Here is a 25,392-nt window from a genome sequence, read left to right on the forward strand (position 1 = left end):
TTGATTGGGCTTAGGCCTTGACCTTGAATCCGTCGGCGTACTTCTTGGGATCTTTGCCATCCCAGACCACACCGTCCATGAGCTTGCTGCTGCGCATATCGCTCTTGGGCACGGGTGTCTTGCTGGCAGTGGCGGCCTGTTTGTAGATGTCGATCTGGTTGATCTGTTTGGCCACGCCCAGGTAGTCGGGGTGGTCTTTCAGCAAGCCCCAACGCTTGTGCTGGGTCAGGAACCACATGCCGTCCGACAGGTAGGGGAAGTTCACCGCACCGTCGTTGTAAAACTTCATGTAGTTGGGGTCGTCCCAGGTCTTGCCCATGCCGTTTTGGTAGCGGCCCAAGATGCGCTGGTTGATCGCGTCCACACTGGTGTTCACGTAGCTCTTGTCGGCAATGGTTTCGGCCATCTTGTTTTTGTTGGACAGGCCTGCATCGATCCAGCGGCCGGCTTCCAGAATCGCGGCGGTCACGGCGCGTGCGGTGTTGGGGTACTTTTTGACGAAGTCGCCCGTGGTGCCCAGCACCTTTTCGGGGTGGTCTTTCCAGACGTCCTGGGTGGTGACTGCGGTCACACCAATGCCGTCGATGATGGCGCGGTGGTTCCAGGGTTCACCCACGCAGAAGCCGTCCATGTTGCCCACACGCATGTTGGCCACCATCTGGGGTGGCGGCACGGTGATGACCTTGGAGTCTTTCATGGGGTTGATGCCATGCGCAGCCATCCAGTAGTACAGCCACATGGCGTGGGTGCCGGTGGGGAAGGTTTGTGCAAAGGTGTATTCGCGCTTTTCGCTGGCCATGAGTTTGGCCAGGCCGGCACCGTCTACCGCGCCTTTTTCAGCCAGCTTCTTGGACAGGGTGATGGCCTGGCCGTTGTTGTTGAGCGTGGCCAGCACGGCCATGTCTTTCTTGGGGCCGCCAATACCCAGGTGCACGCCGTAGACCAGGCCGTACAACACGTGGGCAAAGTCCAGCTCGCCGTTGACCAGCTTGTCGCGCACACCGGCCCAGCTGGCTTCTTTGCTGGGGATGATGGTGACGCCATATTTCTTGTCGATGCCCAGCACCGAGGCCATGACCACGCTGGCGCAGTCGGTCAGCGGGATGAAGCCGATCTTGACTTCGGTTTTCTCGGGAGCGTCCGAACCCGCGGCGTACACCGCGGCGCGCAATGCAGGGTCGATGCCAATAGCACCTACGGCGGCAGTTTGCAGAACAGCACGGCGGCTGAGTTTGGCTTTCAAAAGGTCTGTCATGGCACAAGCTCCAAAAGTGAAAAACACAAAACGAAAAACAAAAAAGGCGTCCGCACTGGGTTCGCTGCGCGGTGCGCAAGTGAACCCGTGGGGACGCCTTTGTCCTGTTGCATGGAACCCACCCGCCGTTAGGTGGAGCCCGGTGCATGACCGTTGCCGGTCTCGCAGGGATTAACGCAATGTCTGTGCCAGCTTGTTTGGGTGTTGGGTTGCTATGAATTAAGGAGCTGCTTGCGCAATGAATACGGGCTCTAGAGGCCTATTTCATTTCAAAATGGGCGTGGTGCACCGGTTTTGTGCACTGCACCAAATCAGGAAAATGCCCCATGGGCAGGCGCCTACGCCGTAGTTTGGGGCGGGGGCGGGCGGGTACCTGGCGCGCTTAGCCGCGGTGTTCGGTGCGGCGGTCTGCGCGGCTGCGCTGCACCAGAATATGGACCAGCAGCGCGGCGGCTGCGGAGGTGGCCATCACTGGCGAGGCCATGACGACCCGGGCCAATCCGTCCAGCACATGCACACTGACCTGCTGCGCATAGTGCGTCAGCGCCACCACGTCCTGGGGTTCCACATTTTTCACATCGTCGGGCAACACCTGCACTTCGGGCCAGCCGCTGCGAAAGCGGATCTTGGCAAAGATGCCGTCGGCCACCGCCACCAGGGACAACACGCCCAACGGTTTCATCAGGTGCAGGATGAGTGTGCTGCGCACCGGGACGGGTGCGGTTTCGTAGATTTTTCCCACCAGTTGCGACACCATGCGTTCCTGCACTGCAGCGGGCGCGGCGTCGTACACCTCGGCGGCCAGTTGTTCAATGGGGATTTCGTGTGACATGGCTTCCAGCATAGTCCGCGAATGTTCCCGATGTGTTAACCAGGCGTAACCAGTTGTGTGCCCGTGTCAGGACAACAGGTCGGCCACATCCAGCATGCGCTGGGCCACTTCCACAATTTTGAGGTTTTTGTCCATGGCCGTTTTGCGCAACTTGGCGTAGGCGGCTTCTTCGCTGAGCTGCTGGCGCTGCATCAGCAGGGCCTTGGCGCGGTCAATTACCTTGCGGTCTTGCAGGGCGGCTGAGAGTTCGTGCAGTTCGCTGCGGGTGTTGGCCAGCTCCTGGCGCAAGGCCTGCTCATGCTGGAAGCGGGCCATGGCCACATCCAGAATCGGGCGGATGCGCTCGGCCTGCAGGCCTGCCACGATGTAGGCTGACACACCAGCCGCCACCGCGGCACGCGCGTTGCCACTGTCGTTGTCGTTGGTGAACATCACGATGGGGCGGCGTTCGTCGCGCGTGGCCATCACGACATGTTCCAGCGCGTCACGCGCGTCGCTTTCGGCGTCCACAATGATCATGTCCGGCTGCAACTGGGCCAGGCGCTCGGTCAGGTAGACATCGGCGGGCAGCGAGGCCACCAGATTGAAACCGTTTTCCAGCAGCCCGATGCGCAGGCTGCGCGAGCGTTCGGCCTGGTCCAGCGCGTGGGTGTCCTGCGGGTCGTCGACCTGCAAGTCTGAGTTGATCACGACGATGCGAAGCGGCTCGGTCATATGGGCATCATGGCATGCAAAAGTCGCGCCAGTCTGCGTTGCGGCGCACCAGTCTAGTGCGCAAGGCTGCGGTTTTGGGGCTGTGAAAGCCCATCCTCTAAACTCGGTGGCTCTGAAGGAAACAAGCAATGCTGGTGTTGGGAATCGAGTCCTCGTGTGACGAAACAGGCGTGGCCATGGTGCAGTCGCAAGGCATGGCCGTGCCCACGCTGCTGGCCCACGCGCTGCACAGCCAGATCGAGATGCACCAGGCCTATGGCGGCGTGGTGCCCGAGCTGGCCAGCCGTGACCATATTCGCCGCGTGTTGCCGCTGACCCAACAAGTGCTCAATGACAGCGGCCACAGCCTGCAGGACGTGGACGTGGTGGCCTACACACGTGGCCCTGGCTTGGCCGGTGCCTTGCTGGTGGGCGCCGGAGTGGCCTGCGCCCTGGGCGCGGCGCTCGACAAACCCGTGCTGGGCGTTCACCATCTGGAAGGGCATTTGCTCTCGCCTTTCCTGAGCGCAGATCCCCCCGAATTTCCGTTTGTGGCCTTGCTGGTGTCTGGCGGCCACACCCAGCTCATGCGCGTGGACGGCGTGGGCCGTTACGAGCTGCTGGGCGAAACCATTGACGATGCCGCGGGCGAAGCCTTCGACAAGTCCGCCAAACTCATGGGCCTGGCCTACCCCGGTGGGCCGTTGCTGTCCAAGCTGGCAGAGGAGGGCAGCCCCACGGCTTACCAGTTGCCACGCCCGCTGCTGCACAGTGGCAACCTGGACTTTTCATTTGCAGGCCTGAAGACCGCTGTGCTGGTGCAAAGCCAGCGTATGGTGGCTGCGGGTGCGGTCACGGTGTTCGACGCACTGCCGCGCCAGCAGCAGGCCGATTTGGCGGCCTCTACGCAGGCGGCGATTGTGGAAGTGCTGTTGAAAAAATCGATGGCGGCCATCAAACAAACCGGCCTGAAGCGCCTGGTGGTGGCCGGTGGCGTGGGCGCCAACCGCAAGCTGCGCGAACTGTTGAATGCCGAGTGCGCCAAACGCGGCGTACGCGTGCACTACCCCGAGCTGCACCTGTGCACCGACAACGGCGCCATGATTGCCATGGCTGCGGCGATGCGCCTGCAAAGTGGTTTGCAACAGGCCAGCAAGACCTACGCGTTTGATGTCAAACCGCGTTGGCCCCTGCATTCACTTTAAAAACAAGCTGTAGCCCCCGTGGAATAAGCGCCAGCAGCTATTCAATTCATAGCTGCTGGCGGTCGGGGTTTACTGGATGGTCAGTTCGGTGGCGTTGTTCACCGGTACTTTTTTGGCCAGCTTCAGGGTTAGTACGCCGTTTTCCAGCTTGGCTTCACTCAATGCGCTGTCCACGTCCTGGGGCAGTTCGTAAGCAGCGCGGTAGCGGCGGGGGGCGTCTTCCTTGCTCTGGATGCGAACGACCGCACCGTCGATGGCAATGCTGAGCTGCTCCTTGGCAATGCCGGGCATGTCCAGGGTCAGTGTGAAAGCGGTTTCATCCTGGGTGTAGGCGTTTTGGCGTGCGCCGAACATGGCGTCATCGAGAAAACGCTCGACGGAACGGCCTGCGTGGGCATAAGCTGGGCGGCGCACGGCGGACTGGAAAGCGGAAGGTGCAGAGGCAAAAAACATGGTGTGACTCCTAGTACACTGCGCGGCTCTCACAGCGATCGCCGCATGTTCCCAAGCTGAGCGCTTTCCCTCTCATTTCAAGAGAAATTTCCCATGTTTATTCTTTCCCGCAAGGCCTTGAAATTGGGCGCAGCAGCGCTATTTGCGTCCACTTTGTCGCTCGCCAGTGCCTTCGCCCAAACCCCCTCGGCCCTCAAGATCGCCATCATCGAAGGCTTTAGCGGCGCCAACGCCAGCGGTGGTGAAGCCGGGTTCCGCAACTTCGTCTGGGCGGTGGAGCGTGTGAATGCCCGCGGTGGTGTGAAACTGCCCGCCAGCGCCGGCGGCAACCAGCTGCTGCAGCTGGAGCGTTTTGACAGCAAGGGTCAGACTGAAGAGGCCTTGTCTGCCTTGCGCTCGGCCATCGATGGCGGCGCACGCGTCATCCTGCAGGGCAACTCGTCGGGCGTGGCGGCTTCGCTGATCGACGCCATCAACAAACACAACGAACGTGACCCGGCGCGCCGCGTGTTATTCCTCAACTACGCAGCCGTGTTGCCCGAGCTGACGAACGAAAAGTGCAGCTTCTGGCATTTCCGCTTCGACGCCCACTCCGACATGCGCATGGCGGCGCTCATGGATGTGCTCAAGGACGACAAGGCCCTCAAAAGCGTCTACATCATTGGCCAGGACTACAGCTTCGGCCAGGCCGTGGGCCGCGAGGCCAAACGCCAACTGGGTGTGTTGCGCCCCGATGTGCAGGTGGTGGGCGACGAACTGCACCCCCTGGGCCGTGTGAAAGACTTCTTGCCCTACGCGACCAAGATCAAAGCCAGCGGTGCGGGCGCCGTGATTACGGGCAACTTTGGCAACGACCTGAGCCTGTTGATCAAAGCCGCCAAAGACGTAGGTTTTGACGGCAAGTTCTACACCTTTTACGGCAACGCCCTGGGCGCCCCCGCCGCGATTGGTGATGCCGGCATTGGCAAGGTGGTGGCCGTGGCCGACTGGCTGCCCAATGTGCAGACCGCTGCCAGCGAGGCGTTTTACAAGTCTTTCCGCGTGCGTTACCCCAAGCCGGAAGACGACTATGTGCACATGCGCATGCAGTTGTTGGTCGAGGCGCTGGCCCAAAGCCTGGAGGCCGCCGGCAAGCAGGGCGGGGTGGGCGCCAATGGCGCTATCGATATGGTAGCTGTCGCCGCACAACTGGAGCGGACTAGCGTCACTTTCAGTGGTCAAACGGGCACCATGCGCGCTGCCGATCACCAATTCCAGCAAACGCTGGTGGTGGGCACGATGGAGCGCCAGGGTACGCCGGGCGTCAAATTTGACGTGGAAGGCTCGGGCTACGGATTTCGCGTGGTGAAAACCGTGCCCGCGGCGGCGGCCGAGCAGGCCACCAGCTGCAAGATGGTGCGTCCCTGACGCGACCGGGTTATAATCGAGCGGCTTTGCATTCGGCAGGGCGCACGCCAGGCGCAGTTCCAGCACCTGGCGCAAGTTGTACAAACCGGGGCGGCACTTGTGGTGCAGTCCCAAAATCTTAGGAAAACACATGATTGCATCTAGCATCAAAGCCGCTGTTGTCAAAGACAACGCACGTCAAGCTGGCGATACCGGCAGCCCCGAAGTCCAAGTGGCTTTGTTGACCGCCCGTATCAACGAACTGACCCCCCACTTCAAGACCCACGCCAAAGACCACCACGGTCGCCGCGGTCTGCTGCGCATGGTGAGCCGTCGCCGCAAGCTGCTGGACTACCTGAAGAGCAAAGACGCTGACCGCTACGTTGCTCTGATCGCCAAGCTGGGTCTGCGTAAGTAATCGGTCCCACGAATGTGAAGCGCCTGAGTTAGGTCACTAGCTCAGGCGTTTTTTACTTCGGAGACGGCAAAAACAGAACGAAGCTGTGTCATTCCAAAGCAATTCCAGTCAGAACTGGAGTTTTTCTGGAATGGCATCGTGGACTGTGATGTTGACTCCGGGCTCGGGTGAGGTGGCCCAAACCTCCCAAACATGACCCCTAACTCACAGGAGATAAGACATGAGTATTTTCAACAAAGTTACCAAGACCTTCCAATGGGGCCAACACACGGTCACTATGGAAACCGGCGAAATCGCTCGCCAGTCCACCGGCGCTGTACTGCTGGACATGGACGGTACCGTGGTGCTGGCCACTGTGGTCGCCAAGACTGAAGGCAAGCCCGGTCAAGACTTCTTCCCCCTGACGGTCGACTACCTGGAAAAGTCCTACGCCGCAGGCAAGATCCCCGGTTCCTTCTTCAAGCGCGAAGGCCGCCCCAGCGAGTTTGAAACGCTGACTTCCCGCCTGATCGACCGCCCGATCCGCCCTCTGTTCCCCGAAGGTTTCTTCAACGAAGTGCACGTGGTGATCCACACCGTGTCGTTGAACCCTGAAGTCGATGCCGACATCGCCGCCATGATCGCCGTGTCCGCCGCACTGTCCGTCTCTGGCGTTCCGTTCAACGGCCCCATCGGCGCAGCCCGCGTGGGTTACGTCAATGGCGAATATGTGTTGAACCCCGGCCAGACTGCTCGCAAAGACTCCATCATGGATCTGGTCGTTGCCGGTACCGAAGCCGCTGTGCTGATGGTCGAGTCCGAAGCGCAACAACTGTCCGAAGAAATCATGCTCGGCGCCGTGGTGTTCGGTCACGAACAAGGTGCGATCGCCATCAACGCGATCCACGAACTGGTGCGTGACGCTGGCAAGCCCGTGTGGGACTGGAAAGCCCCTGCCAAGGACGAAGCCCTGATCGCCAAGATCGACGGCCTGGCCAAGGACAAGCTGGTTGCTGCCTACCAAATCCGCAACAAGCAAGCCCGTACCCAAGCCTGCCGCGCTGCTTACTCCGAAGTCATGGCTGCCCTGAAGGCCGACGGCGCTGCATTTGACAGCGTGGCGGTGGAAGGTCTGCTGTTCGACATCGAAGCCAAGATCGTGCGTAGCCAGATTCTGGCCGGCGAACCCCGTATCGACGGCCGCGATACCCGCACCGTGCGCGCGATTGAAATCCGCAACGGCGTGCTGCCCCGCACCCACGGTTCCGCCCTGTTCACACGCGGCGAAACCCAGGCCCTGGTGATTGCCACCCTGGGCACCGAGCGCGATGCCCAGCGTATCGACGCTCTGAGCGGCGATTACGAAGACCGCTTCATGCTGCACTACAACATGCCTCCGTTCGCCACCGGCGAAACCGGTCGCGTGGGCACGCCCAAGCGCCGCGAAATCGGCCACGGCCGTCTGGCCAAGCGCGCACTGGTTGCCGTGTTGCCTACCAAAGAAGAGTTCCCTTACACCATGCGTGTGGTGTCGGAAATCACTGAATCCAATGGATCTTCGTCGATGGCTTCGGTGTGCGGCGGCTGCCTGTCCTTGATGGACGCTGGTGTGCCTTTGAAGGCGCACGTGGCCGGTATCGCCATGGGCCTGATCAAGGACGACAACCGCTTTGCCGTGTTGACCGACATTCTGGGTGACGAAGACCACCTGGGCGATATGGACTTCAAGGTCGCTGGTACCACCAACGGTATTACCGCGCTGCAGATGGACATCAAGATCCAGGGCATCACCAAGGAAATCATGCAAGTTGCGTTGGCCCAGGCCAAGGAAGCCCGCATGCACATCCTGGGTGAAATGCAAAGCGCCATGGCCGAAGCCAAGACCGAAGTGTCCAACTTCGCACCGCGCCTGTTCACCATGAAGATCAACCCCGAGAAGATCCGTGACGTGATCGGCAAGGGCGGCTCCGTGATCCGTGCGCTGACTGAAGAAACCGGCACGCAGATCAACATCGACGAAGACGGCACCATCACCATCGCATCCGCCGATCCAGCCAAGGCCGAAGAAGCCAAGCGCCGTATCGAGCAGATCACCGCTGAAGTGGAAATTGGCAAGGTCTACGAAGGCCCGATCACCAAGATCCTGGACTTCGGTGCACTGGTCAACTTGCTGCCCGGCAAAGACGGTCTGCTGCACATCAGCCAGATCGCCCACGAGCGTGTCGAGAAGGTCACCGACTACCTGTCCGAAGGCCAGATCGTCAAGGTCAAGGTCATGGAAACGGATGAGAAGGGCCGCATCAAGCTGTCCATGAAGGCACTGCTGGACCGTCCCGCCCACAACGGCGAGCAAGGTTAATCCACCTTGCTATTGAATTGGTAGCTACTCGCGCAATAAGCACGGGGGCTACCGGTTGATTTGGCTATGAAAGCTGTCGAAATCTCCTCCTTCGGTCCACCCGACGTTTTGCGTCTGGTGGACCGTCCTGCGCCTGTTGCCGGCGTGGGGGAGGTGTGCATTCGTGTAACCGCCAGCGGTATCAACCGGCCTGACGTATTGCAGCGTGCCGGACATTACCCGGCGCCCGCAGGAGCTTCCGACCTTCCGGGGTTGGAAGTGGCGGGGACCATTGTGTCGGGCGACGCCGAGGCCATGGGAGCTGCCGGCTTCCAGTTGGGGGACCGCGTGTGCGCCCTGGTGGCCGGTGGCGGTTATGCCGAGTTTTGCGTAGCGCCTGTAGGCCAGTGCCTGCCGGTGCCCGCGGGGTGGAGCGACGTGGAGGCGGCGAGCCTGCCCGAGACGCTGTTCACTGTGTGGAGCAATGTGTTCGATCGGGGCCGTTTGCAAGCCGGGGAAACCTTGCTGGTGCAGGGCGGAACCAGCGGCATTGGTGTGACCGCCATCCAGCTGGCCAAGGCTCTGGGTGCTACGGTGATTGCGACGGCGGGTAGCGACGAGAAGTGTGCGGCTTGCCTCGCGCTGGGCGCGGACCATGCCATCAACTACAAAACCCAGGATTTCCAGGCGGAGGCCTTGCGCCTCACGCAGGGGCGTGGCGTGGATGTGGTGCTGGACATGGTGGCAGGCGCTTATGTGGGCAAGGAAGTGCAGTGCCTGGCGGACGATGGCCGGCTGGTCATCATTGCCGTGCAGGGCGGTGTGCAGAGCGAGATCAACGCCGGGCTGGTGCTGCGCAAGCGGCTGACCATCACGGGGTCCACCTTGCGTGCGCGGCCGGTGGCGTTCAAGGCTGCGATTGCGGCCTCCTGTTTGCGCGTGGTCTGGCCTTTGTTGGTCGCCGGGCGCATCAAGGCGGTGATTCACAGTGTGTTTGCCCCAGCCGATGCAGCGAAAGCCCATGCGCTGATGGAGAGCAACCAGCACGTTGGCAAAATTGTTGTGAAGTGGGATGCAGCATGAAAAAGAAATTGATTGCGGGCAACTGGAAGATGAACGGCTCTACTGCCGTCAACGCCGCGCTGGTGCAGGAGCTGCTGGCCGGTGTGGGCCAGGCGGCCTGCGACATTGCTGTGTGTGTGCCTGCGCCGTATCTGGCAGAGGTGGGTGCCTTGGTAAAAGGCTCCGCCATTGCCGTCGGTGCGCAAGACGTGTCGGCGTACGATGCTGGCGCCTATACGGGTGAAGTGTCTGCTGGCATGTTGCGCGACCTGGGTGTGCGCTATGCCATCGTGGGCCACTCCGAGCGCCGCCAATACCATGGTGAGACCGATGCTGTGGTGGCCAACAAAGCCCAAAAGGCATTGGCCGCCGGTATCACGCCCATCGTGTGTGTGGGTGAGACGCTGCAGGAGCGCGAAGCTGGGCTGACCGAAGAGGTGGTGAAGCGCCAACTGGCTGCTGTCATCCACACTAACGGCCATTGCATCAGCGAGATCGTGGTGGCGTATGAGCCGGTGTGGGCCATTGGTACCGGCAAAACCGCCAGTCCCGAGCAGGCGCAGCAGGTGCATGCCGTGTTGCGTGCCCAGTTGCATGCCGCCACGGAGCATTCGGACCGCGTGCAGATCCTGTACGGTGGCAGCATGAATGCCGCCAATGCCGCCCAGTTGCTGGGCCAGGCAGACATTGACGGTGGGCTGGTGGGGGGGGCCTCGCTGAAGGCACCTGACTTCCTGTCCATCATTGCCGCAGCCGTTTGACGCTGCGCAGATTTTTTATATTGAGGAGTAGTTCATGAGTTTTATCGTCACCATCATCCTGACTGTGCAAATGCTGTCGGCCCTGGCCATGATTGGCCTGATTCTGGTTCAGCACGGCAAGGGTGCTGACATGGGTGCAGCCTTTGGCAGCGGCGGATCCGGCAGCCTGTTCGGCGCCAGCGGCAGTGCCAACTTCCTGTCGCGCACCACGGCCATCCTGGCCACAGTGTTTTTTGTGTGCACCTTGGCGCTGGCTTATTTTGGCAATTTGCGTCCTGCCAGTTCCGGTTCGGTGCTCGAAGGCGCTGCCGTGGTCGCTCCCGCTGCCGCGCCTGCTGCAGCCGAATCTGCACCTGCGGCGCCCGCAACCGGTGCCGCCCAAATTCCGGCCAAGTAACCGGGTTTTAAATGCCTTGTCCCTGCCGGCGGCAGGGTAAATTCAGGGTAAACTCTAGGGCTGGTGAATAAGCAAATGCCGCAAGGCTCCTCACGCAAATTCACCAACTGAGAGCCGCCTTCGTGGTGAAATTGGTAGACACGCTATCTTGAGGTGGTAGTGGCGAAAGCTGTGCGAGTTCGAGTCTCGCCGAAGGCACCAGAAAAATATCCGCTCAGCCAAGGCCTACTGCTTGGCTGGGCTGTAACGGTGATCAGAATCTCAAGATGAACCTTGATCAATATCTCCCCGTACTCTTGTTCATCCTGGTCGGTGTCGGTGTGGGCGTTGTGCCCCAGGTACTCGGCTACATCTTGGGGCCCAATCGCCCCGACCCTGCCAAAAACTCCCCCTACGAATGTGGCTTCGAAGCTTTCGAAGACGCACGCATGAAGTTCGATGTGCGCTACTACCTGGTGGCTATCCTCTTCATTTTGTTCGACCTTGAAACAGCTTTTCTGTTTCCGTGGGCCGTGTCCTTGAAAGAAACCGGAATGCTGGGTTTCCTCATCGGTGCAGAGTTTGTGGTGGTGCTCACCATCGGCTTCGTGTACATGTGGAAAAAAGGCGCGCTGGACTGGGAGTGATCCAATGATTGAAGGTGTTCTCAAAGAAGGGTTTGTCACCACGAGTTACGACTCGGTGATGAACTGGGCCAAAACGGGCTCCATTTGGCCGATGACGTTTGGCCTGGCGTGCTGTGCGGTGGAGATGATGCATGCTGCTGCAGCGCGTTATGACCTCTCGCGTTTCGGCTCGGAAGTGTTTCGCGCCAGCCCGCGCCAGTCCGATCTGATGATCGTGGCGGGTACCTTGTGCAACAAGATGGCTCCTGCCTTGCGCAAGGTCTACGACCAGATGTCCGAGCCACGCTGGGTGATCAGCATGGGTTCGTGCGCGAATGGTGGTGGTTACTACCACTACAGCTATTCCGTGGTGCGTGGCTGTGATCGCATTGTGCCGGTGGATGTGTATGTGCCTGGCTGCCCTCCCACTGCCGAGGCGCTGGTGTATGGCATCTTGCAGTTGCAGCAAAAAATCCGTCGCACTGAAACCATTGCCCGGGCCTGAGGATACATATGACTGTTTATTCCATTCGGCCTGAAGCGACGCAGGAAGCGGTGCAGCGTGTTTTGGGTGACAAGGTCAAACGATTGACCACTGCCTTGGGTGAAGTCGAGTTGGTGGTGTCTGCTGCCGACGTGCTGACGGTGGCCAAATTGTTGCGTGATGCGCCAGGATGCCAGTTTGAGCAATTGGTGGACCTGTGTGGTGTGGATTACTCTGACTACAAAGCCGGCGCGTACGAAGGTCCGCGTTTTGCCGTTGTCATGCACTTGCTGTCGGTGAGCTTGAATCAGCGCCTGCGTCTCAAGGTATTTGCACCCCATGACGACATGCCTTCTGTGTCTTCCGTCAACGAAATCTGGAATTCTGCGAACTGGTTCGAGCGCGAAGCCTTTGACCTGTTTGGCATTGTGTTCGAAGGCCATAACGACTTGCGTCGTATCCTGACCGACTACGGTTTTATCGGCCATCCTTTCCGCAAAGATTTCCCGACCACGGGCCATGTGGAGATGCGTTTTGATGCCGAGCAGGGCCGTGTGGTCTACCAGCCCGTCACCATTGAAGCCCGCGAAATCACGCCCCGCATCATCCGCGAAGACAATTACGGAGGCCTGCAGTAAGCAGTTGAATGCATGGCTGAAATTAAAAACTACACCCTGAACTTTGGTCCGCAGCATCCTGCCGCACACGGTGTGTTGCGCTTGGTGCTGGAGCTGGACGGCGAAGTCATCCAGCGCGCAGATCCGCATATCGGTTTGCTGCACCGTGCCACCGAAAAACTGGCCGAAAGCAAGACCTACATCCAGGCGCTGCCCTACATGGATCGTCTGGACTACGTGTCCATGATGTGCAACGAGCACGCGTACTGCTTGGCCATTGAAAAATTGCTGGGCATTGACGTGCCGGTGCGTGCGCAGTACATCCGCGTGATGTTCTCCGAAATCACACGCTTGCTGAACCACCTGATGTGGTTAGGTTCACACGGCAACGATTGCGGCAGCTCCACCATCCTGATCTACACCTTCCGCGAACGTGAAGACCTGTTTGACATGTATGAGGCGGCCAGTGGCGCGCGTATGCATGCGGCCTACTTCCGTCCCGGTGGTGTGTACCGTGATCTGCCTGACACCATGCCTCAGTTCAAGGCAAGCCGCGTGCGCAATGCCAAAGGTGTGGAAGAGCTGAACAAGAACCGCCAAGGTTCCTTGTTGGATTTTATCGAAGACTTCACACAGCGTTTCCCCGCGTGCTTGGAGGAATACCACACCCTGTTGACCGAGAACCGCATCTGGAAGCAGCGCACCGTGAATATCGGTGTGGTGACGCCAGAGCGTGCGCTGAACCTGGGCTTTACCGGTCCCATGTTGCGTGGCTCCGGTATTGCTTGGGACCTGCGCAAGAAGCAGCCCTATGAGGTCTACGACCAACTGGACTTTGACATTCCCGTGGGCAAGACCGGTGACGTGTACGACCGTTACTTGGTTCGCATGGAAGAGATGAAGCAGTCCAACCACATCATCAAGCAGTGTGTGGACTGGCTCAAGGCCAACCCTGGCCCGGTTATCACCGACAACCACAAGGTGGCACCACCTTCGCGCGAGTCCATGAAAACCAGCATGGAAGAGCTGATCCACCACTTCAAGCTGTTCACCGAAGGTTTTCGTGTGCCCGAAGGGGAAGCCTACGCGGCTGTGGAACACCCCAAGGGGGAGTTTGGCATTTACATCGTCAGCGATGGTGCCAACAAACCTTACCGCCTGAAGATTCGTCCGCCGGGCTTTGCCCATTTGGCGGGTCTGAACGAGATGGCCACTGGGCACATGATTGCCGATGCGGTGTCCATCATTGGCACCATGGACATTGTTTTTGGAGAGATTGACCGATGATCTCTGACGCTACCAAGGCGCGTTTTGACCGCGAAGTGGCCAAGTACCCGGCAGACCAAAAGCAGTCTGCGGTGATGGCTTGTTTGTCCATTGTTCAGCAAGAGCTGGGCTTTGTGAGTGCCGAGAGTGAGAAGGTGATTGCCGAGCATTTGGGCATGGCGCCCATGGCCGTGCACGAAGTGACCACCTTCTACAACATGTACAACCAGCGCCCGGTGGGCAAGTTCAAGCTGAACGTGTGCACCAACCTGCCATGCCAGCTGCGCGATGGCCAGAAGGCCTTGCACCATCTGGAGCACAAGCTGGGCATCCACATGGGGGAAACCACGGCCGACGGCCTGTTTACCCTGCAACAGAGTGAATGTTTGGGTGCCTGCGCCGACTCCCCCGTGATGCTGGTCAATGACCGCGCCATGTGCAGCTTCATGACCAACGACAAGCTGGACCAGTTGGTGGATGGCCTGCGTGCCACGGAGGGCAAGTGATGACCGTTGAGAACCTTCTCTCCCAGTTTCGCGCCACCGGCGTGCAAACCTGCTTCCATGATCGCCACATCAGCCCCCAGATCTACGCAGGACTGGACGGCAACAACTGGCGCCTGAAAGACTATGAAGCGCGCGGCGGCTACCAAGCCCTGCGCAAGATTTTGGGCAAAGACGGCGCGGCACCGAACGACGCTGGCGTCGTGGGCATGACCCAAGATCAGGTGATTGCTACGGTCAAAGAGTCCGCCTTGCGCGGCCGCGGCGGTGCCGGTTTTCCTACCGGCCTGAAGTGGAGCTTTATGCCGCGCCAGTTCCCGGGACAGAAGTACCTGGTGTGCAACTCGGACGAGGGTGAACCCGGTACCTGCAAGGACCGTGACATTCTGCAGTTCAACCCCCATATCGTGATCGAAGGTATGGCCATCGCGGCCTATGCCATGGGCATTAGTGTGGGCTACAACTACATCCACGGTGAAATCTTCTCGGCCTACGAGCGTTTTGAAGAAGCGCTGGAAGAAGCCCGTGCGGCAGGCTTGCTGGGTAACAACATTCAGGGCAGCAATTTCAGTTTCCAGCTGCATGCGGCCCACGGTTTTGGTGCCTACATCTGTGGCGAGGAAACCGCCTTGCTGGAATCGCTGGAAGGCAAAAAAGGCCAACCGCGTTTCAAGCCGCCGTTCCCTGCCAGTTTTGGCCTGTACGGCAAACCCACCACCATCAACAACACCGAAACCTTTGCGGCGGTCCCCTGGATCATCCGCAACGGCGGCCAGGCCTATCTGGAGTGTGGCAAGCCCAACAACGGTGGTACCAAGATCTATTCGATCAGCGGTGATGTAGAGCGCCCTGGCAACTACGAAATCCCCATGGGTACACCCTTTGCCAAGCTGTTGGAGCTGGCTGGCGGTGTGCGTGGTGGTAAGGCACTGAAGGCCGTGATCCCCGGTGGATCGTCGTCACCCGTGTTACCCGCTTCCATCATGATGGAATGCACCATGGACTACGACTCCATCGCCAAGGCGGGTTCGATGCTGGGTTCGGGTGCCGTGATCGTGATGGACGAAACCCGTTGCATGGTGACAGCTTTGCAGCGCCTGAGTTACTTCTACATGCATGAGTCCTGCGGCCAGTGCACGCCCTGCCGTGAAGGCACGGGTTGGCTGTCGCGTATGGTGGACCGTATTGTGGAGGGCCAAGGTCGCCCCAGCGATATGGCGCTTTTGGACAACGTGGCTGAGAACATCATGGGTCGCACCATTTGTGCCCTGGGTGATGCGGCAGCCATGCCTGTGCGCGCCATGATCAAACACTACCGACACGAATTTGAGCACCTCGTAGAGCACAAGACCAGCATGGTCGCGGCCTCCGTTTAAGCAAAGCCCAAGATGATTGAAATCGAACTCGACGGCAAGAAGGTGGACATTGTTGAAGGCAGCATGATCATGCATGCCGCCGACAAAGCGGGCACCTACATCCCCCACTTTTGTTACCACAAGAAATTGAGCATTGCGGCCAATTGCCGCATGTGCTTGGTCGATGTGGAAAAGATGCCTAAGCCGATGCCCGCCTGCGCTACGCCGGTGACCCAGGGAATGATTGTGCGCACCAAGAGCGACAAGGCAATCAAGGCCCAAAAGTCGGTCATGGAGTTTCTGCTGATTAACCACCCCCTGGATTGCCCGATTTGCGACCAGGGCGGCGAATGCCAGTTGCAGGATTTGGCCGTGGGTTATGGCGGCTCTTCTTCGCGTTACGAAGAAGAAAAACGCGTGGTCTTTCACAAGGATGTTGGTCCGCTGATTTCCATGGAGGAAATGAGCCGCTGCATCCATTGCACCCGTTGTGTGCGTTTTGGTCAAGAAGTTGCCGGTGTGATGGAGTTGGGCATGTCCCACCGTGGTGAGCATGCCGAGATCGAGACTTTCATCGGCGACACGGTGGACTCCGAGTTGTCCGGCAACATGATCGACATTTGTCCCGTGGGTGCCTTGACGAGCAAGCCTTTCCGCTACAGCGCCCGCACGTGGGAGCTGTCGCGTCGCAAATCGGTCAGTCCGCACGACTCCACCGGCGCTAACCTGATTGTTCAGGTCAAGAACCACAAAGTGCTGCGAGTGGTGCCGCTGGAGAACGAAGCCGTCAATGAATGCTGGATTGCAGACCGCGATCGTTTCTCGTACGAATCTTTGAACAGCGAAGAACGCTTGACCTCTCCCATGCTCAAGCAGGGCGGCGAGTGGAAAACGGTGGATTGGCAAACGGCTTTGGAGTATGTAGCCAACGGTCTAAAGCAGATCAAAACCAACCATGGCACTGCAAGCATTGGTGCGCTGGTCAGCCCGCACAGTACGCTGGAAGAGCTGCAATTGGCGGGTGCCTTGGTGCGTGGCTTGGGCAGTGACAACATCGATTACCGTCTGCGCAATAGCGAGTTTGCGCCTGCTGCGGGTGTGCGGTATCTTGGTACTGCTATTGCTTCCCTGTCGCAGTTGCAGCGTGTTTTGGTGGTCGGCTCCAACCTGCGCAAAGACCATCCTTTGTTTGCCCAGCGCATACGCCAGGCGGTCAAGCATGGCTGCGTTGTCAGTGCAGTGGTGTCCGAATCCAACGATTGGGCTTTGCCAGTGGCAAACCTTGCCACATCGCCTGCTGCGTCTTGGGTTCAAACATTGGCAGACATTGCCACGGCGATTGCCGCCGAGACCTCGGTTGCCGCGCCAGTAGCGGGAACCGCAACCCCTGCAGCCCAGGCCATTGCACGTTCCCTGTTGTCCGGAGAGCGCAAAGCGGTGCTGTTGGGCAATGCCGCTGCACACCATGCGAAGGCGTCCAGCCTCTTGGCCCTGGCCAACTGGATTGCTGCCCAAGTCGGCGCCACCGTGGGCTACCTCACCGAGGCTGCCAATACCGTGGGCGCCCAAGTGGCGGGTGCTGTGCCCCAAGGTAATGGGTTGAATGCGGCGCAAATGCTTTCTGGCGGTTTGAAAGCGGCCTTGCTGCTGAATACCGAGCCTGAGTTTGACAGTGCGTTGGGTCGCGATGCTCTGCTTGGCCTCGCCAAGGCAGAGATGGTGGTCACCCTGAGCCCCTTCAAGGCCAACCTCGACATCAGTGATGTGATTCTGCCGATCGCTCCTTTCACAGAAACCTCTGGTAGTTTTGTGAATGCCGAAGGACGCGTGCAGAGTTTCCATGCGGTGGTCAAACCTGCTGGTGAAGCGCGCCCTGCTTGGAAAGTGCTTCGTGTGTTGGCGAACCTGTTGGATGTGTCGGGTGTGGACTACGACGCGTCCCAGGATGTGCTCAAGGCGATGGCCCTGGAAGCGCAGGGTGACGCCCTGTTTGTGCCCGCCGCACGTTTGAGCAATGCATGCGACGCAACCATTGATACGCAGGCGGCGGAAGTTCTCCCCGTTGTGGCATCCATTTACCAACTGGATGGCATGGTTCGCCGTGCGACATCACTCCAATTGACCGCGGATGCGAAACGGGCCGCCCAATCGCAAGAAGAGGCTTTGTCATGATTGACATGATTTACAACACCGGTTTGGGCCTGAGCCCCGCAACTTGGTGGGCGGGCTTTCTCTGGCCCGTAATCTGGACCTTGTTAAAAATTGTAGTGGTGGTGTTGCCCTTGATGGGGGCCGTGGCCTACCTTACCTTGTGGGAGCGTAAGTTCCTTGGGTGGATGCAAGTGCGTGTGGGCCCCAACCGGGTTGGGCCTTGGGGTTTGCTGCAGCCTATTGCCGATGCCCTGAAGCTGCTCACCAAAGAAATTTTGGTGCCAACCCAGGCTAGCAAAGGGTTGTTTTTCATCGGACCGATTCTGACCATCATGCCGGCCATGGCTGCCTGGGCTGTGATCCCTTTCGGCCCGGATGTCGCCTTGGCAAATATCAATGCCGGCCTCTTGTTTGTGATGGCGATCACGTCCATGGAAGTTTATGGCGTGGTGATTGCTGGTTGGGCTTCCAATTCCAAGTATGCATTTTTGGGTGCGTTGCGGGCTTCTGCCCAGATGGTGAGTTACGAAATTGCCATGGGGTTTTGCCTGGTGATCGTTCTCATGATTTCCGGCAGCATGAACCTCACCGAAATCGTGATGGGGCAGGGCAAAGGGCAATTCGCTAACATGGGCTGGGGCTTTTTGTCTTGGAACTGGTTGCCCCTGCTGCCGATTTTTGTGGTGTATGTGATTTCCGGTTTGGCGGAAACCAACCGCCACCCCTTCGACGTGGTCGAGGGTGAAGCCGAGATTGTGGCTGGCCACATGGTGGAGTATTCCGGCATGTCCTACGCCATGTTCTATTTGGCCGAATACGCCAATATGTGGCTGATTTCTATTCTGGCCTCCATCATGTTCTTGGGTGGCTGGTTGTCGCCTTGGGCAGCGTTGGACTTCATCCCCGGTTGGATCTGGCTCGGTATCAAGACCTGTGCCGTGGTCAGCCTCTTCATCTGGGTGCGCGCCACCTTCCCGCGCTTTCGTTATGACCAGATCATGCGTCTGGGCTGGAAAGTGTTTATCCCTGTCACTTTGGTGTGGCTGCTGGTGGTGGGTGCCTGGATGCAAACCTCCTTCAACATCTGGCTGTGAAGGACTACACCATGACAATGTCCGCTGCTACCCGTACCCCTAGCCCCGCTTTTTCGCTGTGGGACTTTCTGTCCAGTTTTTTGCTGATCGAACTGTTCAAGGGCCTCGCGCTGACCGGTCGTTACCTGTTCCGTCGCAAGGTAACTGTGCAGTTTCCGGAAGAAAAAACCCCTTTGTCGCCACGGTTCCGTGGTCTGCACGCCTTGCGTCGCTACGAAAACGGTGAAGAGCGCTGTATTGCCTGCAAATTGTGCGAGGCTGTCTGCCCTGCGATGGCGATCACCATCGAATCCGATGTCCGTGACGATGGTTCACGTCGTACGACGCGTTACGACATTGATCTCACCAAGTGCATTTTCTGCGGCTTCTGCGAAGAAAGCTGCCCCGTCGACTCGATCGTGGAGACCCATATTCTGGAATACCACGGAGAGAAGCGGGGGGACCTGTATTTCACCAAGGAAATGCTGTTGGCCGTGGGTGACCGCTATGAGCCGGAAATTGCCGCCAACAAACAAGCGGACGCTAAGTACCGCTGATCTGTCGCAAGAAAGTGTTTGAATCATGAGTGTTACGACTGGTCTTTTTTATGCCTTCTCCGCGGTGCTGCTGTTTGCAGCCTTCCGCGTGATCACGGCGCGCAATCCGGTGCATGCTGCCCTGTATTTGGTACTGACCTTTTTTCAGGCCGCGCTGATCTGGATGCTGCTCAAGGCTGAGTTTTTGTCCATCGCACTGGTCCTGGTGTATGTGGGCGCGGTAATGGTGTTGTTCTTGTTTGTCGTGATGATGATGGACGTGAATGTGGAGAACTTGCGGCTCGGGTTTTGGAAACATTTCCCCTTGGCAGCCTTGGTGGGTGTAGTGATTGCGCTGGAGATGGCTGCCGTATTGATGGGCGGTTTCCGCATTATTGAGGATCCATCTGTGGTGGTGGCCCCAGGTAGTTCCAATACCAAAGAGCTTGGCATTTTGTTGTTTACCCAGTATTTGCTTCCACTGGAAGTCGCAGCAGCCATTTTGCTCGTGGCCATGATTGCCGCCATTGCCTTGACCCTGCGTGCTCGCAAGGATAGCAAATACGTGAGCCCCGGCGACCAAGTGCGTGTGAAGTCGCGTGATCGCATGACCGTGGTGAAAATGGCGGCCACGCAAGCAGCCCCGGCCGTGATTGCCGACGCAGATGCGGAGAAAAAACAATGACTTTGACTTTAGGACATTTCCTGTCGCTGGGAGCCATGCTCTTTGCGCTGTCGGTGGTGGGTATCTTCCTCAATCGCCGTAACCTTATCGTATTGCTCATGGCCATCGAATTGATGCTGCTCGCGGTCAACACCAATTTTGTAGCGTTCTCGCACTATCTCAATGATCTGCATGGCCAGATTTTTGTGTTGTTCATCATGACGGTGGCTGCCGCTGAGGCCGCGATTGGCCTGGCGATTTTGGTGCTCTTGTTCCGCAACAAGAACAGCATTAGCGTGGACGAACTCAATTCGCTCAAGGGTTAATCACAATGAGTCAAACCCTTTCTGCATCGACGTTGTTGGCCGTGCCCTTGGCCCCCTTGGTGGGGTCTGCGTTGGCCGGTATTTTTGGCACCCGATTTGGTGGTAACTGGATCGGCCGCAAGCTGAGCCACACGCTGACTATCCTCGGTGTGCTGGTGGCTTTTGTTCTGTCCGCCGCGACACTCAAATCGGTTGCCTTGGATGGTGCCCGCTTCAACGAGACCCTCTACACCTGGATGGTGGTGGGTGGGCTCAAGATGGAGGTCGGTTTTCTGGTCGACGGCCTGACCGCCATGATGATGTGTGTGGTGACCTTCGTCTCACTGATGGTGCACCTCTACACCGTGGGTTATATGGAAGAGGACGAAGGCTACAACCGCTTCTTCTCGTATATCTCCCTGTTCACCTTCTCCATGCTTATGCTGGTCATGAGCAACAACCTGCTGCAACTTTTCTTCGGTTGGGAGGCTGTGGGTCTGGTGTCGTATCTGCTGATTGGTTTCTGGTTCAACAAACCTACGGCCATCTTCGCCAATATGAAAGCCTTTCTGGTCAACCGCGTGGGTGACTTTGGCTTCATTTTGGGTATCGGCCTCATTGTGGCGTATGGGGGCACTCTGAATTACAGCGAGGTGTTTGCCAAGTCTGGTGAATTGGCCCAACTGGGCTTTCCGGGCACCGAGTGGATGCTGGTCACCGTGATCTGTATTTGCCTGTTTGTGGGCGCCATGGGCAAATCGGCCCAGTTCCCCTTGCATGTCTGGTTGCCAGACTCCATGGAGGGTCCTACGCCTATTTCTGCGCTGATTCACGCTGCAACGATGGTGACTGCCGGTATCTTTATGGTGGCCCGTATGTCGCCATTGTTCGAGCTCAGTGACACAGCCTTGAACTTCATTTTGGTCATCGGTTCCATCACGGCCTTGTTCATGGGTTTTCTGGGCATTATTCAGAACGACATCAAACGCGTGGTGGCCTACTCCACCCTGTCGCAGCTGGGTTACATGACTGTGGCTTTGGGTGCCTCCGCCTACTCGGTGGCAGTGTTTCATCTGATGACCCATGCGTTCTTTAAAGCCTTGCTGTTCCTCGGCGCAGGCTCGGTGATCATGGGGGTGCATCACAACCAGGACATTCGCTGGATGGGTGGTTTGCGTAAGTACATGCCTATTACCTGGATTACTTCCTTGCTCGGCTCGTTGGCGTTGATCGGAACCCCCCTGTTCGCTGGCTTCTACTCCAAAGACAGCATCATTGAAGCAGTGCATTTCAGCCAATTGCCCGCGGCTGGTTTTGCCAACTTTGCCGTGCTGGCGGGTGTGTTCGTGACCGCGTTTTATTCGTTCCGCATGTACTTCTTGGTGTTCCACGGCAAAGAGCGTTTTGACCAGAACCCTGACGCACACCATGATGACCACCACGGTCACCACGGGGATGCGCATCACCATCCGCATGAGTCGCCCTGGGTCGTCACCGTACCTCTGGTGTTGCTAGCCATTCCTTCGGTCCTGATCGGTTATCTGACGATTCAGCCCATGCTGTTTGGCGATTTCTTCAAAGACGTGATTTTTGTCAATGCTGAGAAGCACGGTGCAATGGCAGAACTAGCGGGCATCTTCCACGGCCCCTTGCAGATGGCGGTCCATGCCTTCTCCACGGCCCCTTTCTGGTTGGCGCTGGCAGGTGTTGTGACGTCTTACCTGATGTACATGGTGTTCCCCGCGGTTCCGACCGCGATCAAGCGTAACGTCATGCCACTGTTCAACTTGTTGGAAAACAAGTACTACCTGGACTGGATCAACGAAAACATCTTGGCCCGTGGCGCACGTGCGTTGGGCACTGGTCTCTGGAAGGTGGGTGACCAGGCGGTGATTGATGGCACTGTCGTGAATGGTTCCTGGAAGCTGGTGGGCTGGGTGTCCTCCATCGTTCGCAAGGGACAGTCGGGGTATTTGTACCACTATGCCTTGGTCATGATCCTTGGCATCTTTGTGCTGATGACGTACTTCGTTTGGCTCAAGTAGGAGAAAAATAAAATGGGTTTGTTGAGCCTCGCTATTTGGGTTCCCATCGCTTTCGGCGCGGTGTTGCTGGCCTGCGGTCGTGATGAACATGCCAAGGTGGTTCGCTGGATTGCTTTGGTCGGAGCCGTGATCAGCTTCCTACTGACCTTGCCCCTGTACGGCCAGTTTGACACCACGACCGCGGCCATGCAGTTTGTGGAGAAAGCGGGCTGGATCAGTCGCTTCAATGTCAATTACCACCTCGGTGTGGACGGCATTTCGTTCTGGTTCGTACCGCTGACGGCATTCATCACCGTGGTGGTGGTGATTGCAGGCTGGGAGGCCATTACCCAGCGCGTCAACCAGTACATGGGCGCCTTTCTGATCTTGAGTGGACTCATGATTGGTGTGTTCACCGCACTGGATGGCTTGCTGTTCTACGTGTTCTTCGAAGCCACACTGATTCCGATGTACCTCATCATCGGTATCTGGGGCGGTCCCAACAAGATCTACGCGGCGTTCAAGTTTTTCCTCTACACCTTGCTCGGCTCCTTGCTGATGCTGGTGGCCTTGATTTATCTGTACACCAAGTCGGGTGGCAGCTTTGACCTCGCCACCTGGCACGCACTGCCTTTGGGAAGCACGGCGCAGACTTTGTTGTTCTTTGCTTTCTTTGCGGCATTCGCCGTGAAGGTTCCCATGTGGCCAGTGCACACTTGGTTGCCCGATGTGCACGTGGAAGCGCCTACCGGCGGCTCTGCCGTGCTGGCCGCCATCATGCTGAAGTTGGGTGCATACGGCTTTCTGCGTTTCTCCATGCCTATTGCGCCCGATGCTGCCCACGAATGGGGTGGTTTCATGGTGGCGCTGTCCCTGATTGCCGTGGTCTACGTGGGCTTGGTGGCCATGGTGCAGCAAGACATGAAGAAGCTGGTGGCGTATTCGTCGGTGGCGCACATGGGTTTTGTTACATTGGGCTTCTTCATCTTCAATGACCTGGGTGTGTCCGGTGGTCTGGTGCAGATGATTGCGCACGGGTTTGTGTCCGGTGCCATGTTCCTGTCGATTGGTGTGTTGTATGACCGCGTGCATTCGCGCGAAATCTCCAGCTATGGTGGTGTGGTCAACACCATGCCCAAGTTCGCAGCCTTTGCCCTGTTGTTTGCCATGGCCAATTGCGGCTTGCCAGGCACCGCCGGTTTTGTGGGCGAATGGATGGTGATTTTGGGTGCGGTCAAATTCAACTTCTGGATCGGGTTTGCCGCCTCCAGTGCGCTGATTTTCGGTGCAGCCTACACGCTGTGGATGTTCAAACGCGTTTACCTGGGCCCGGTGACCAATGACGACGTGAAAGGCCTCTCGGATATCAATGCGCGTGAATTTTTCATGCTGACGCTTTTGGCGGTGGCCGTGCTCTACATGGGCCTGTACCCCAAACCCTTCACCGATGTGATGGACGTTTCTGTGGCCGAGCTGCTCAAGCACGTGGCCGTGTCCAAGTTGAACTGATCCAACTGAATTGCGAGACGAACGATGATAGACAAACTCAGTTTGATCACGGTACTGCCAGAGCTCATTTTGCTGATCATGGCGTGTGTCATTGCCCTGGTGGATTTGCGGGTGAAGTCCCCCCTGCGCGGTGTGACCCATGTGCTTACCTTGCTCACTTTGGCGGCAGTTGCTTTGTTGCAAGCGTCTTATGCCTCCACAGGCCAGACGCAATACGCCTTCAGTAACATGGTGGTCAGCGACTCCATGGGCAACTGGCTCAAGTGTTTTGCCACCTTGGCGGTGATGGTGACGTTGGTGTACGGGCGCTCTTACGCCAGCCAGCGCGACATGTTGCGCGGCGGTGAGCTGTTCACGTTGAGCATTTTTGCGCTGCTCGGCATGTTTGTCATGATCTCCGGCAACAACTTCCTGGTCATCTACATGGGCCTGGAGCTGCTGACCCTGTCCAGCTACGCCTTGGTGGCCCTGCGCCGTGACCATGTGGCTGCCACAGAGGCCGCCATGAAGTACTTCGTGCTCGGCGCCATGGCCTCGGGCTTCCTGTTGTACGGCATGTCCATGTTGTACGGTGCTACCGGTTCCCTGGACGTGAACGAAGTGTTCAAGGCCATTGCTTCGGGCCAGATTCGTCACATGGTGCTGGTGTTTGGCTTGGTATTTCTGGTGGCCGGCCTGGCGTTCAAGCTGGGTGTGGTGCCCTTCCACATGTGGATTCCCGATGTCTACCAGGGTGCACCTACTGCCGTGACTCTGATGATTGGTGGTGCGCCCAAATTGGCAGCCTTTGCCATCGTCATGCGCCTGCTGGTGGAGGGCATGTTGCCCCTGGCTGGTGACTGGCAGCAGATGCTGATGGTCTTGTCGATTGGCTCCTTGCTGATCGGTAACTTGGCTGCCATTGCGCAGACCAACATCAAACGCATGCTGGCGTTTTCCACCATCGCCCAGATGGGCTTTGTGCTGCTCGGGTTAATGTCCGGCGTGGTGAACGGCAACACCGCCTCTGGTGCCAATGCTTACAGCTCTGCCATGTTTTATGTGGTGAGTTATGTGCTCACCACCTTGGCCAGCTTCGGTGTGATCTTGCTGTTGTCACGCGATGGTTTCGAGAGTGAAGAAATCGCAGACTTTGCCGGCCTGAACCAGCGCAGCCCGCTGTACGCCGCCATCATGGCGATTTGCCTGTTCTCTCTGGCTGGCATTCCACCCATGGTGGGTTTTTACGCCAAGCTGTCGGTGTTGCAAGCCCTGATTGCGTCGGGTGACAATTTCTACTTGGCCTTGGCTGTGTTTGCGGTGTTGATGTCCCTCATCGGCGCCTTCTACTACCTGCGCCTCATCAAGGTTATGTACTTTGACGAGCCCACTACGACTGCCCCCGTGACAGCGCCCGCCGATGTGCGTGTGGTGTTGTGTCTCAACGGCGGTTTGGTGTTGTTGCTGGGTATCTTCCCCAGTGGCTTGATGACCGTGTGCGCCAATTCTGTGCGCCAAATGCTGGGCAGCTAAGCGCTGCGG

25 protein-coding genes and 1 tRNA gene are annotated in these 25,392 nt (G+C 58.2%); 22 read left to right on the forward strand and 4 right to left on the reverse strand.

Annotation, left to right across the window (positions count from 1 at the left end):
* Positions 1-10 precede the first annotated feature (10 nt).
* The 3 genes from C5F53_RS15955 to C5F53_RS15965 form a co-directional block, all read right to left on the reverse strand.
* Positions 11-1,255 carry a CmpA/NrtA family ABC transporter substrate-binding protein gene (locus tag C5F53_RS15955; protein WP_105262390.1) on the reverse strand — a complete coding sequence of 415 codons (1,245 nt, stop codon included), beginning with the start codon at positions 1,253-1,255 and terminating at the stop codon, positions 11-13.
* A 382-nt stretch (positions 1,256-1,637) separates the two neighbouring features.
* A complete protein-coding gene (locus C5F53_RS15960) occupies positions 1,638-2,087 on the reverse strand; it encodes a hypothetical protein (protein ID WP_146097380.1) in 450 nt (149 codons plus the stop codon).
* Positions 2,088-2,153: 66 nt separating this feature from the next.
* Positions 2,154-2,801, reverse strand: coding sequence for an ANTAR domain-containing response regulator (locus tag C5F53_RS15965; RefSeq protein WP_105262392.1), 648 nt, complete (start codon positions 2,799-2,801; stop codon positions 2,154-2,156).
* Positions 2,802-2,929: 128 nt separating this feature from the next.
* On the opposite strand from C5F53_RS15965, the gene tsaD reads away from it, so the two are divergent.
* Entirely contained in the window at positions 2,930-3,985 is a 1,056-nt protein-coding gene (gene tsaD / locus C5F53_RS15970) for a tRNA (adenosine(37)-N6)-threonylcarbamoyltransferase complex transferase subunit TsaD (protein ID WP_105262393.1), read from the forward strand.
* 69 nt (positions 3,986-4,054) lie between these two features.
* Here tsaD and C5F53_RS15975 read toward each other — a convergent pair whose 3' ends face one another.
* On the reverse strand, positions 4,055-4,438 hold the full coding sequence (locus C5F53_RS15975; RefSeq protein ID WP_105262394.1) for an Hsp20/alpha crystallin family protein: 384 nt from the start codon (positions 4,436-4,438) through the stop codon (positions 4,055-4,057).
* A 93-nt stretch (positions 4,439-4,531) separates the two neighbouring features.
* On the opposite strand from C5F53_RS15975, the gene C5F53_RS15980 reads away from it, so the two are divergent.
* The 21 genes from C5F53_RS15980 to nuoN all read left to right on the forward strand — a co-directional run bounded on the left by C5F53_RS15980 (position 4,532) and on the right by nuoN (position 25,383).
* Positions 4,532-5,845 (forward strand): branched-chain amino acid ABC transporter substrate-binding protein, encoded by a 1,314-nt coding sequence (locus C5F53_RS15980; protein WP_105262395.1) that lies wholly within the window; start codon positions 4,532-4,534, stop codon positions 5,843-5,845.
* A 130-nt stretch (positions 5,846-5,975) separates the two neighbouring features.
* The gene (gene rpsO, locus C5F53_RS15985; RefSeq protein WP_094478006.1) at positions 5,976-6,242 is read left to right on the forward strand and encodes a 30S ribosomal protein S15; all 267 of its coding nucleotides are present in this window, start codon (positions 5,976-5,978) and stop codon (positions 6,240-6,242) included.
* Between the two features lie 220 nt (positions 6,243-6,462).
* A complete protein-coding gene (pnp, locus tag C5F53_RS15990) occupies positions 6,463-8,580 on the forward strand; it encodes a polyribonucleotide nucleotidyltransferase (protein WP_105262396.1) in 2,118 nt (705 codons plus the stop codon).
* Between the two features lie 66 nt (positions 8,581-8,646).
* Positions 8,647-9,642, forward strand: a complete 996-nt coding sequence (locus C5F53_RS15995) for an NAD(P)H-quinone oxidoreductase (protein ID WP_105262397.1) — start codon at positions 8,647-8,649, stop codon at positions 9,640-9,642.
* Positions 9,639-10,382, forward strand: a complete 744-nt coding sequence (gene tpiA / locus C5F53_RS16000; RefSeq protein ID WP_105262398.1) for a triose-phosphate isomerase — start codon at positions 9,639-9,641, stop codon at positions 10,380-10,382. Before C5F53_RS15995 ends, tpiA begins: the two co-directional genes overlap by 4 nt.
* Before the next feature lie 34 nt (positions 10,383-10,416).
* Positions 10,417-10,779 (forward strand): preprotein translocase subunit SecG, encoded by a 363-nt coding sequence (gene secG / locus C5F53_RS16005; protein WP_105262399.1) that lies wholly within the window; start codon positions 10,417-10,419, stop codon positions 10,777-10,779.
* 116 nt (positions 10,780-10,895) lie between these two features.
* Positions 10,896-10,980: transfer RNA gene (locus tag C5F53_RS16010), tRNA-Leu, on the forward strand.
* Positions 10,981-11,045: 65 nt separating this feature from the next.
* Complete coding sequence (locus C5F53_RS16015; RefSeq protein ID WP_105262400.1) at positions 11,046-11,405, forward strand: NADH-quinone oxidoreductase subunit A; 360 nt, start codon at positions 11,046-11,048, stop codon at positions 11,403-11,405.
* A gap of 4 nt (positions 11,406-11,409) precedes the next feature.
* Positions 11,410-11,889: an NADH-quinone oxidoreductase subunit B family protein gene (locus C5F53_RS16020; RefSeq protein ID WP_094478019.1), complete on the forward strand. Its 480-nt coding sequence runs from the start codon at positions 11,410-11,412 to the stop codon at positions 11,887-11,889.
* 8 nt (positions 11,890-11,897) lie between these two features.
* Positions 11,898-12,506, forward strand: a complete 609-nt coding sequence (locus C5F53_RS16025) for an NADH-quinone oxidoreductase subunit C (RefSeq protein ID WP_105262401.1) — start codon at positions 11,898-11,900, stop codon at positions 12,504-12,506.
* 12 nt (positions 12,507-12,518) lie between these two features.
* Positions 12,519-13,772, forward strand: coding sequence for an NADH-quinone oxidoreductase subunit D (locus C5F53_RS16030; RefSeq protein ID WP_105262402.1), 1,254 nt, complete (start codon positions 12,519-12,521; stop codon positions 13,770-13,772).
* The gene (gene nuoE / locus C5F53_RS16035; RefSeq protein ID WP_105262403.1) at positions 13,769-14,257 is read left to right on the forward strand and encodes an NADH-quinone oxidoreductase subunit NuoE; all 489 of its coding nucleotides are present in this window, start codon (positions 13,769-13,771) and stop codon (positions 14,255-14,257) included. Before C5F53_RS16030 ends, nuoE begins: the two co-directional genes overlap by 4 nt.
* Positions 14,257-15,630: an NADH-quinone oxidoreductase subunit NuoF gene (gene nuoF / locus C5F53_RS16040; RefSeq protein ID WP_105262404.1), complete on the forward strand. Its 1,374-nt coding sequence runs from the start codon at positions 14,257-14,259 to the stop codon at positions 15,628-15,630. Before nuoE ends, nuoF begins: the two co-directional genes overlap by 1 nt.
* 12 nt (positions 15,631-15,642) lie before the next feature.
* A complete protein-coding gene (nuoG, locus tag C5F53_RS16045) occupies positions 15,643-17,781 on the forward strand; it encodes an NADH-quinone oxidoreductase subunit NuoG (RefSeq protein WP_105262405.1) in 2,139 nt (712 codons plus the stop codon).
* Complete coding sequence (gene nuoH / locus C5F53_RS16050) at positions 17,778-18,854, forward strand: NADH-quinone oxidoreductase subunit NuoH (protein ID WP_105262406.1); 1,077 nt, start codon at positions 17,778-17,780, stop codon at positions 18,852-18,854. The genes nuoG and nuoH overlap by 4 nt, the downstream gene beginning before the upstream one ends.
* A 17-nt stretch (positions 18,855-18,871) precedes the next feature.
* Positions 18,872-19,390 (forward strand): NADH-quinone oxidoreductase subunit NuoI, encoded by a 519-nt coding sequence (gene nuoI / locus C5F53_RS16055; protein WP_105262511.1) that lies wholly within the window; start codon positions 18,872-18,874, stop codon positions 19,388-19,390.
* A 25-nt stretch (positions 19,391-19,415) separates the two neighbouring features.
* Positions 19,416-20,054, forward strand: a complete 639-nt coding sequence (locus C5F53_RS16060) for an NADH-quinone oxidoreductase subunit J (RefSeq protein WP_105262407.1) — start codon at positions 19,416-19,418, stop codon at positions 20,052-20,054.
* The gene (gene nuoK / locus C5F53_RS16065) at positions 20,051-20,359 is read left to right on the forward strand and encodes an NADH-quinone oxidoreductase subunit NuoK (protein ID WP_094478035.1); all 309 of its coding nucleotides are present in this window, start codon (positions 20,051-20,053) and stop codon (positions 20,357-20,359) included. Before C5F53_RS16060 ends, nuoK begins: the two co-directional genes overlap by 4 nt.
* A 5-nt stretch (positions 20,360-20,364) precedes the next feature.
* A complete protein-coding gene (gene nuoL, locus C5F53_RS16070; RefSeq protein ID WP_161499952.1) occupies positions 20,365-22,383 on the forward strand; it encodes an NADH-quinone oxidoreductase subunit L in 2,019 nt (672 codons plus the stop codon).
* Between the two features lie 12 nt (positions 22,384-22,395).
* A complete protein-coding gene (locus C5F53_RS16075) occupies positions 22,396-23,871 on the forward strand; it encodes an NADH-quinone oxidoreductase subunit M (protein ID WP_105262408.1) in 1,476 nt (491 codons plus the stop codon).
* A gap of 24 nt (positions 23,872-23,895) precedes the next feature.
* Complete coding sequence (nuoN, locus tag C5F53_RS16080) at positions 23,896-25,383, forward strand: NADH-quinone oxidoreductase subunit NuoN (RefSeq protein ID WP_105262409.1); 1,488 nt, start codon at positions 23,896-23,898, stop codon at positions 25,381-25,383.
* Positions 25,384-25,392: the final 9 nt, after the last annotated feature.

Origin of the sequence: Rhodoferax sp. TS-BS-61-7, assembly GCF_002943465.1 — a bacterium.
Classification (GTDB): domain Bacteria; phylum Pseudomonadota; class Gammaproteobacteria; order Burkholderiales; family Burkholderiaceae_C; genus Allorhodoferax.

Coding starts and splice junctions, on each gene's coding strand:
- C5F53_RS15955 (WP_105262390.1), bottom strand. CDS start 1,255: ATGACAGACCTTTTGAAAGCCAAACTCAGCCGCCGTGCTGTTCTGCAA.
- C5F53_RS15960 (WP_146097380.1), bottom strand. CDS start 2,087: ATGTCACACGAAATCCCCATTGAACAACTGGCCGCCGAGGTGTACGAC.
- C5F53_RS15965 (WP_105262392.1), bottom strand. CDS start 2,801: ATGACCGAGCCGCTTCGCATCGTCGTGATCAACTCAGACTTGCAGGTC.
- tsaD (WP_105262393.1), top strand. CDS start 2,930: ATGCTGGTGTTGGGAATCGAGTCCTCGTGTGACGAAACAGGCGTGGCC.
- C5F53_RS15975 (WP_105262394.1), bottom strand. CDS start 4,438: ATGTTTTTTGCCTCTGCACCTTCCGCTTTCCAGTCCGCCGTGCGCCGC.
- C5F53_RS15980 (WP_105262395.1), top strand. CDS start 4,532: ATGTTTATTCTTTCCCGCAAGGCCTTGAAATTGGGCGCAGCAGCGCTA.
- rpsO (WP_094478006.1), top strand. CDS start 5,976: ATGATTGCATCTAGCATCAAAGCCGCTGTTGTCAAAGACAACGCACGT.
- pnp (WP_105262396.1), top strand. CDS start 6,463: ATGAGTATTTTCAACAAAGTTACCAAGACCTTCCAATGGGGCCAACAC.
- C5F53_RS15995 (WP_105262397.1), top strand. CDS start 8,647: ATGAAAGCTGTCGAAATCTCCTCCTTCGGTCCACCCGACGTTTTGCGT.
- tpiA (WP_105262398.1), top strand. CDS start 9,639: ATGAAAAAGAAATTGATTGCGGGCAACTGGAAGATGAACGGCTCTACT.
- secG (WP_105262399.1), top strand. CDS start 10,417: ATGAGTTTTATCGTCACCATCATCCTGACTGTGCAAATGCTGTCGGCC.
- C5F53_RS16015 (WP_105262400.1), top strand. CDS start 11,046: ATGAACCTTGATCAATATCTCCCCGTACTCTTGTTCATCCTGGTCGGT.
- C5F53_RS16020 (WP_094478019.1), top strand. CDS start 11,410: ATGATTGAAGGTGTTCTCAAAGAAGGGTTTGTCACCACGAGTTACGAC.
- C5F53_RS16025 (WP_105262401.1), top strand. CDS start 11,898: ATGACTGTTTATTCCATTCGGCCTGAAGCGACGCAGGAAGCGGTGCAG.
- C5F53_RS16030 (WP_105262402.1), top strand. CDS start 12,519: ATGGCTGAAATTAAAAACTACACCCTGAACTTTGGTCCGCAGCATCCT.
- nuoE (WP_105262403.1), top strand. CDS start 13,769: ATGATCTCTGACGCTACCAAGGCGCGTTTTGACCGCGAAGTGGCCAAG.
- nuoF (WP_105262404.1), top strand. CDS start 14,257: ATGACCGTTGAGAACCTTCTCTCCCAGTTTCGCGCCACCGGCGTGCAA.
- nuoG (WP_105262405.1), top strand. CDS start 15,643: ATGATTGAAATCGAACTCGACGGCAAGAAGGTGGACATTGTTGAAGGC.
- nuoH (WP_105262406.1), top strand. CDS start 17,778: ATGATTGACATGATTTACAACACCGGTTTGGGCCTGAGCCCCGCAACT.
- nuoI (WP_105262511.1), top strand. CDS start 18,872: ATGTCCGCTGCTACCCGTACCCCTAGCCCCGCTTTTTCGCTGTGGGAC.
- C5F53_RS16060 (WP_105262407.1), top strand. CDS start 19,416: ATGAGTGTTACGACTGGTCTTTTTTATGCCTTCTCCGCGGTGCTGCTG.
- nuoK (WP_094478035.1), top strand. CDS start 20,051: ATGACTTTGACTTTAGGACATTTCCTGTCGCTGGGAGCCATGCTCTTT.
- nuoL (WP_161499952.1), top strand. CDS start 20,365: ATGAGTCAAACCCTTTCTGCATCGACGTTGTTGGCCGTGCCCTTGGCC.
- C5F53_RS16075 (WP_105262408.1), top strand. CDS start 22,396: ATGGGTTTGTTGAGCCTCGCTATTTGGGTTCCCATCGCTTTCGGCGCG.
- nuoN (WP_105262409.1), top strand. CDS start 23,896: ATGATAGACAAACTCAGTTTGATCACGGTACTGCCAGAGCTCATTTTG.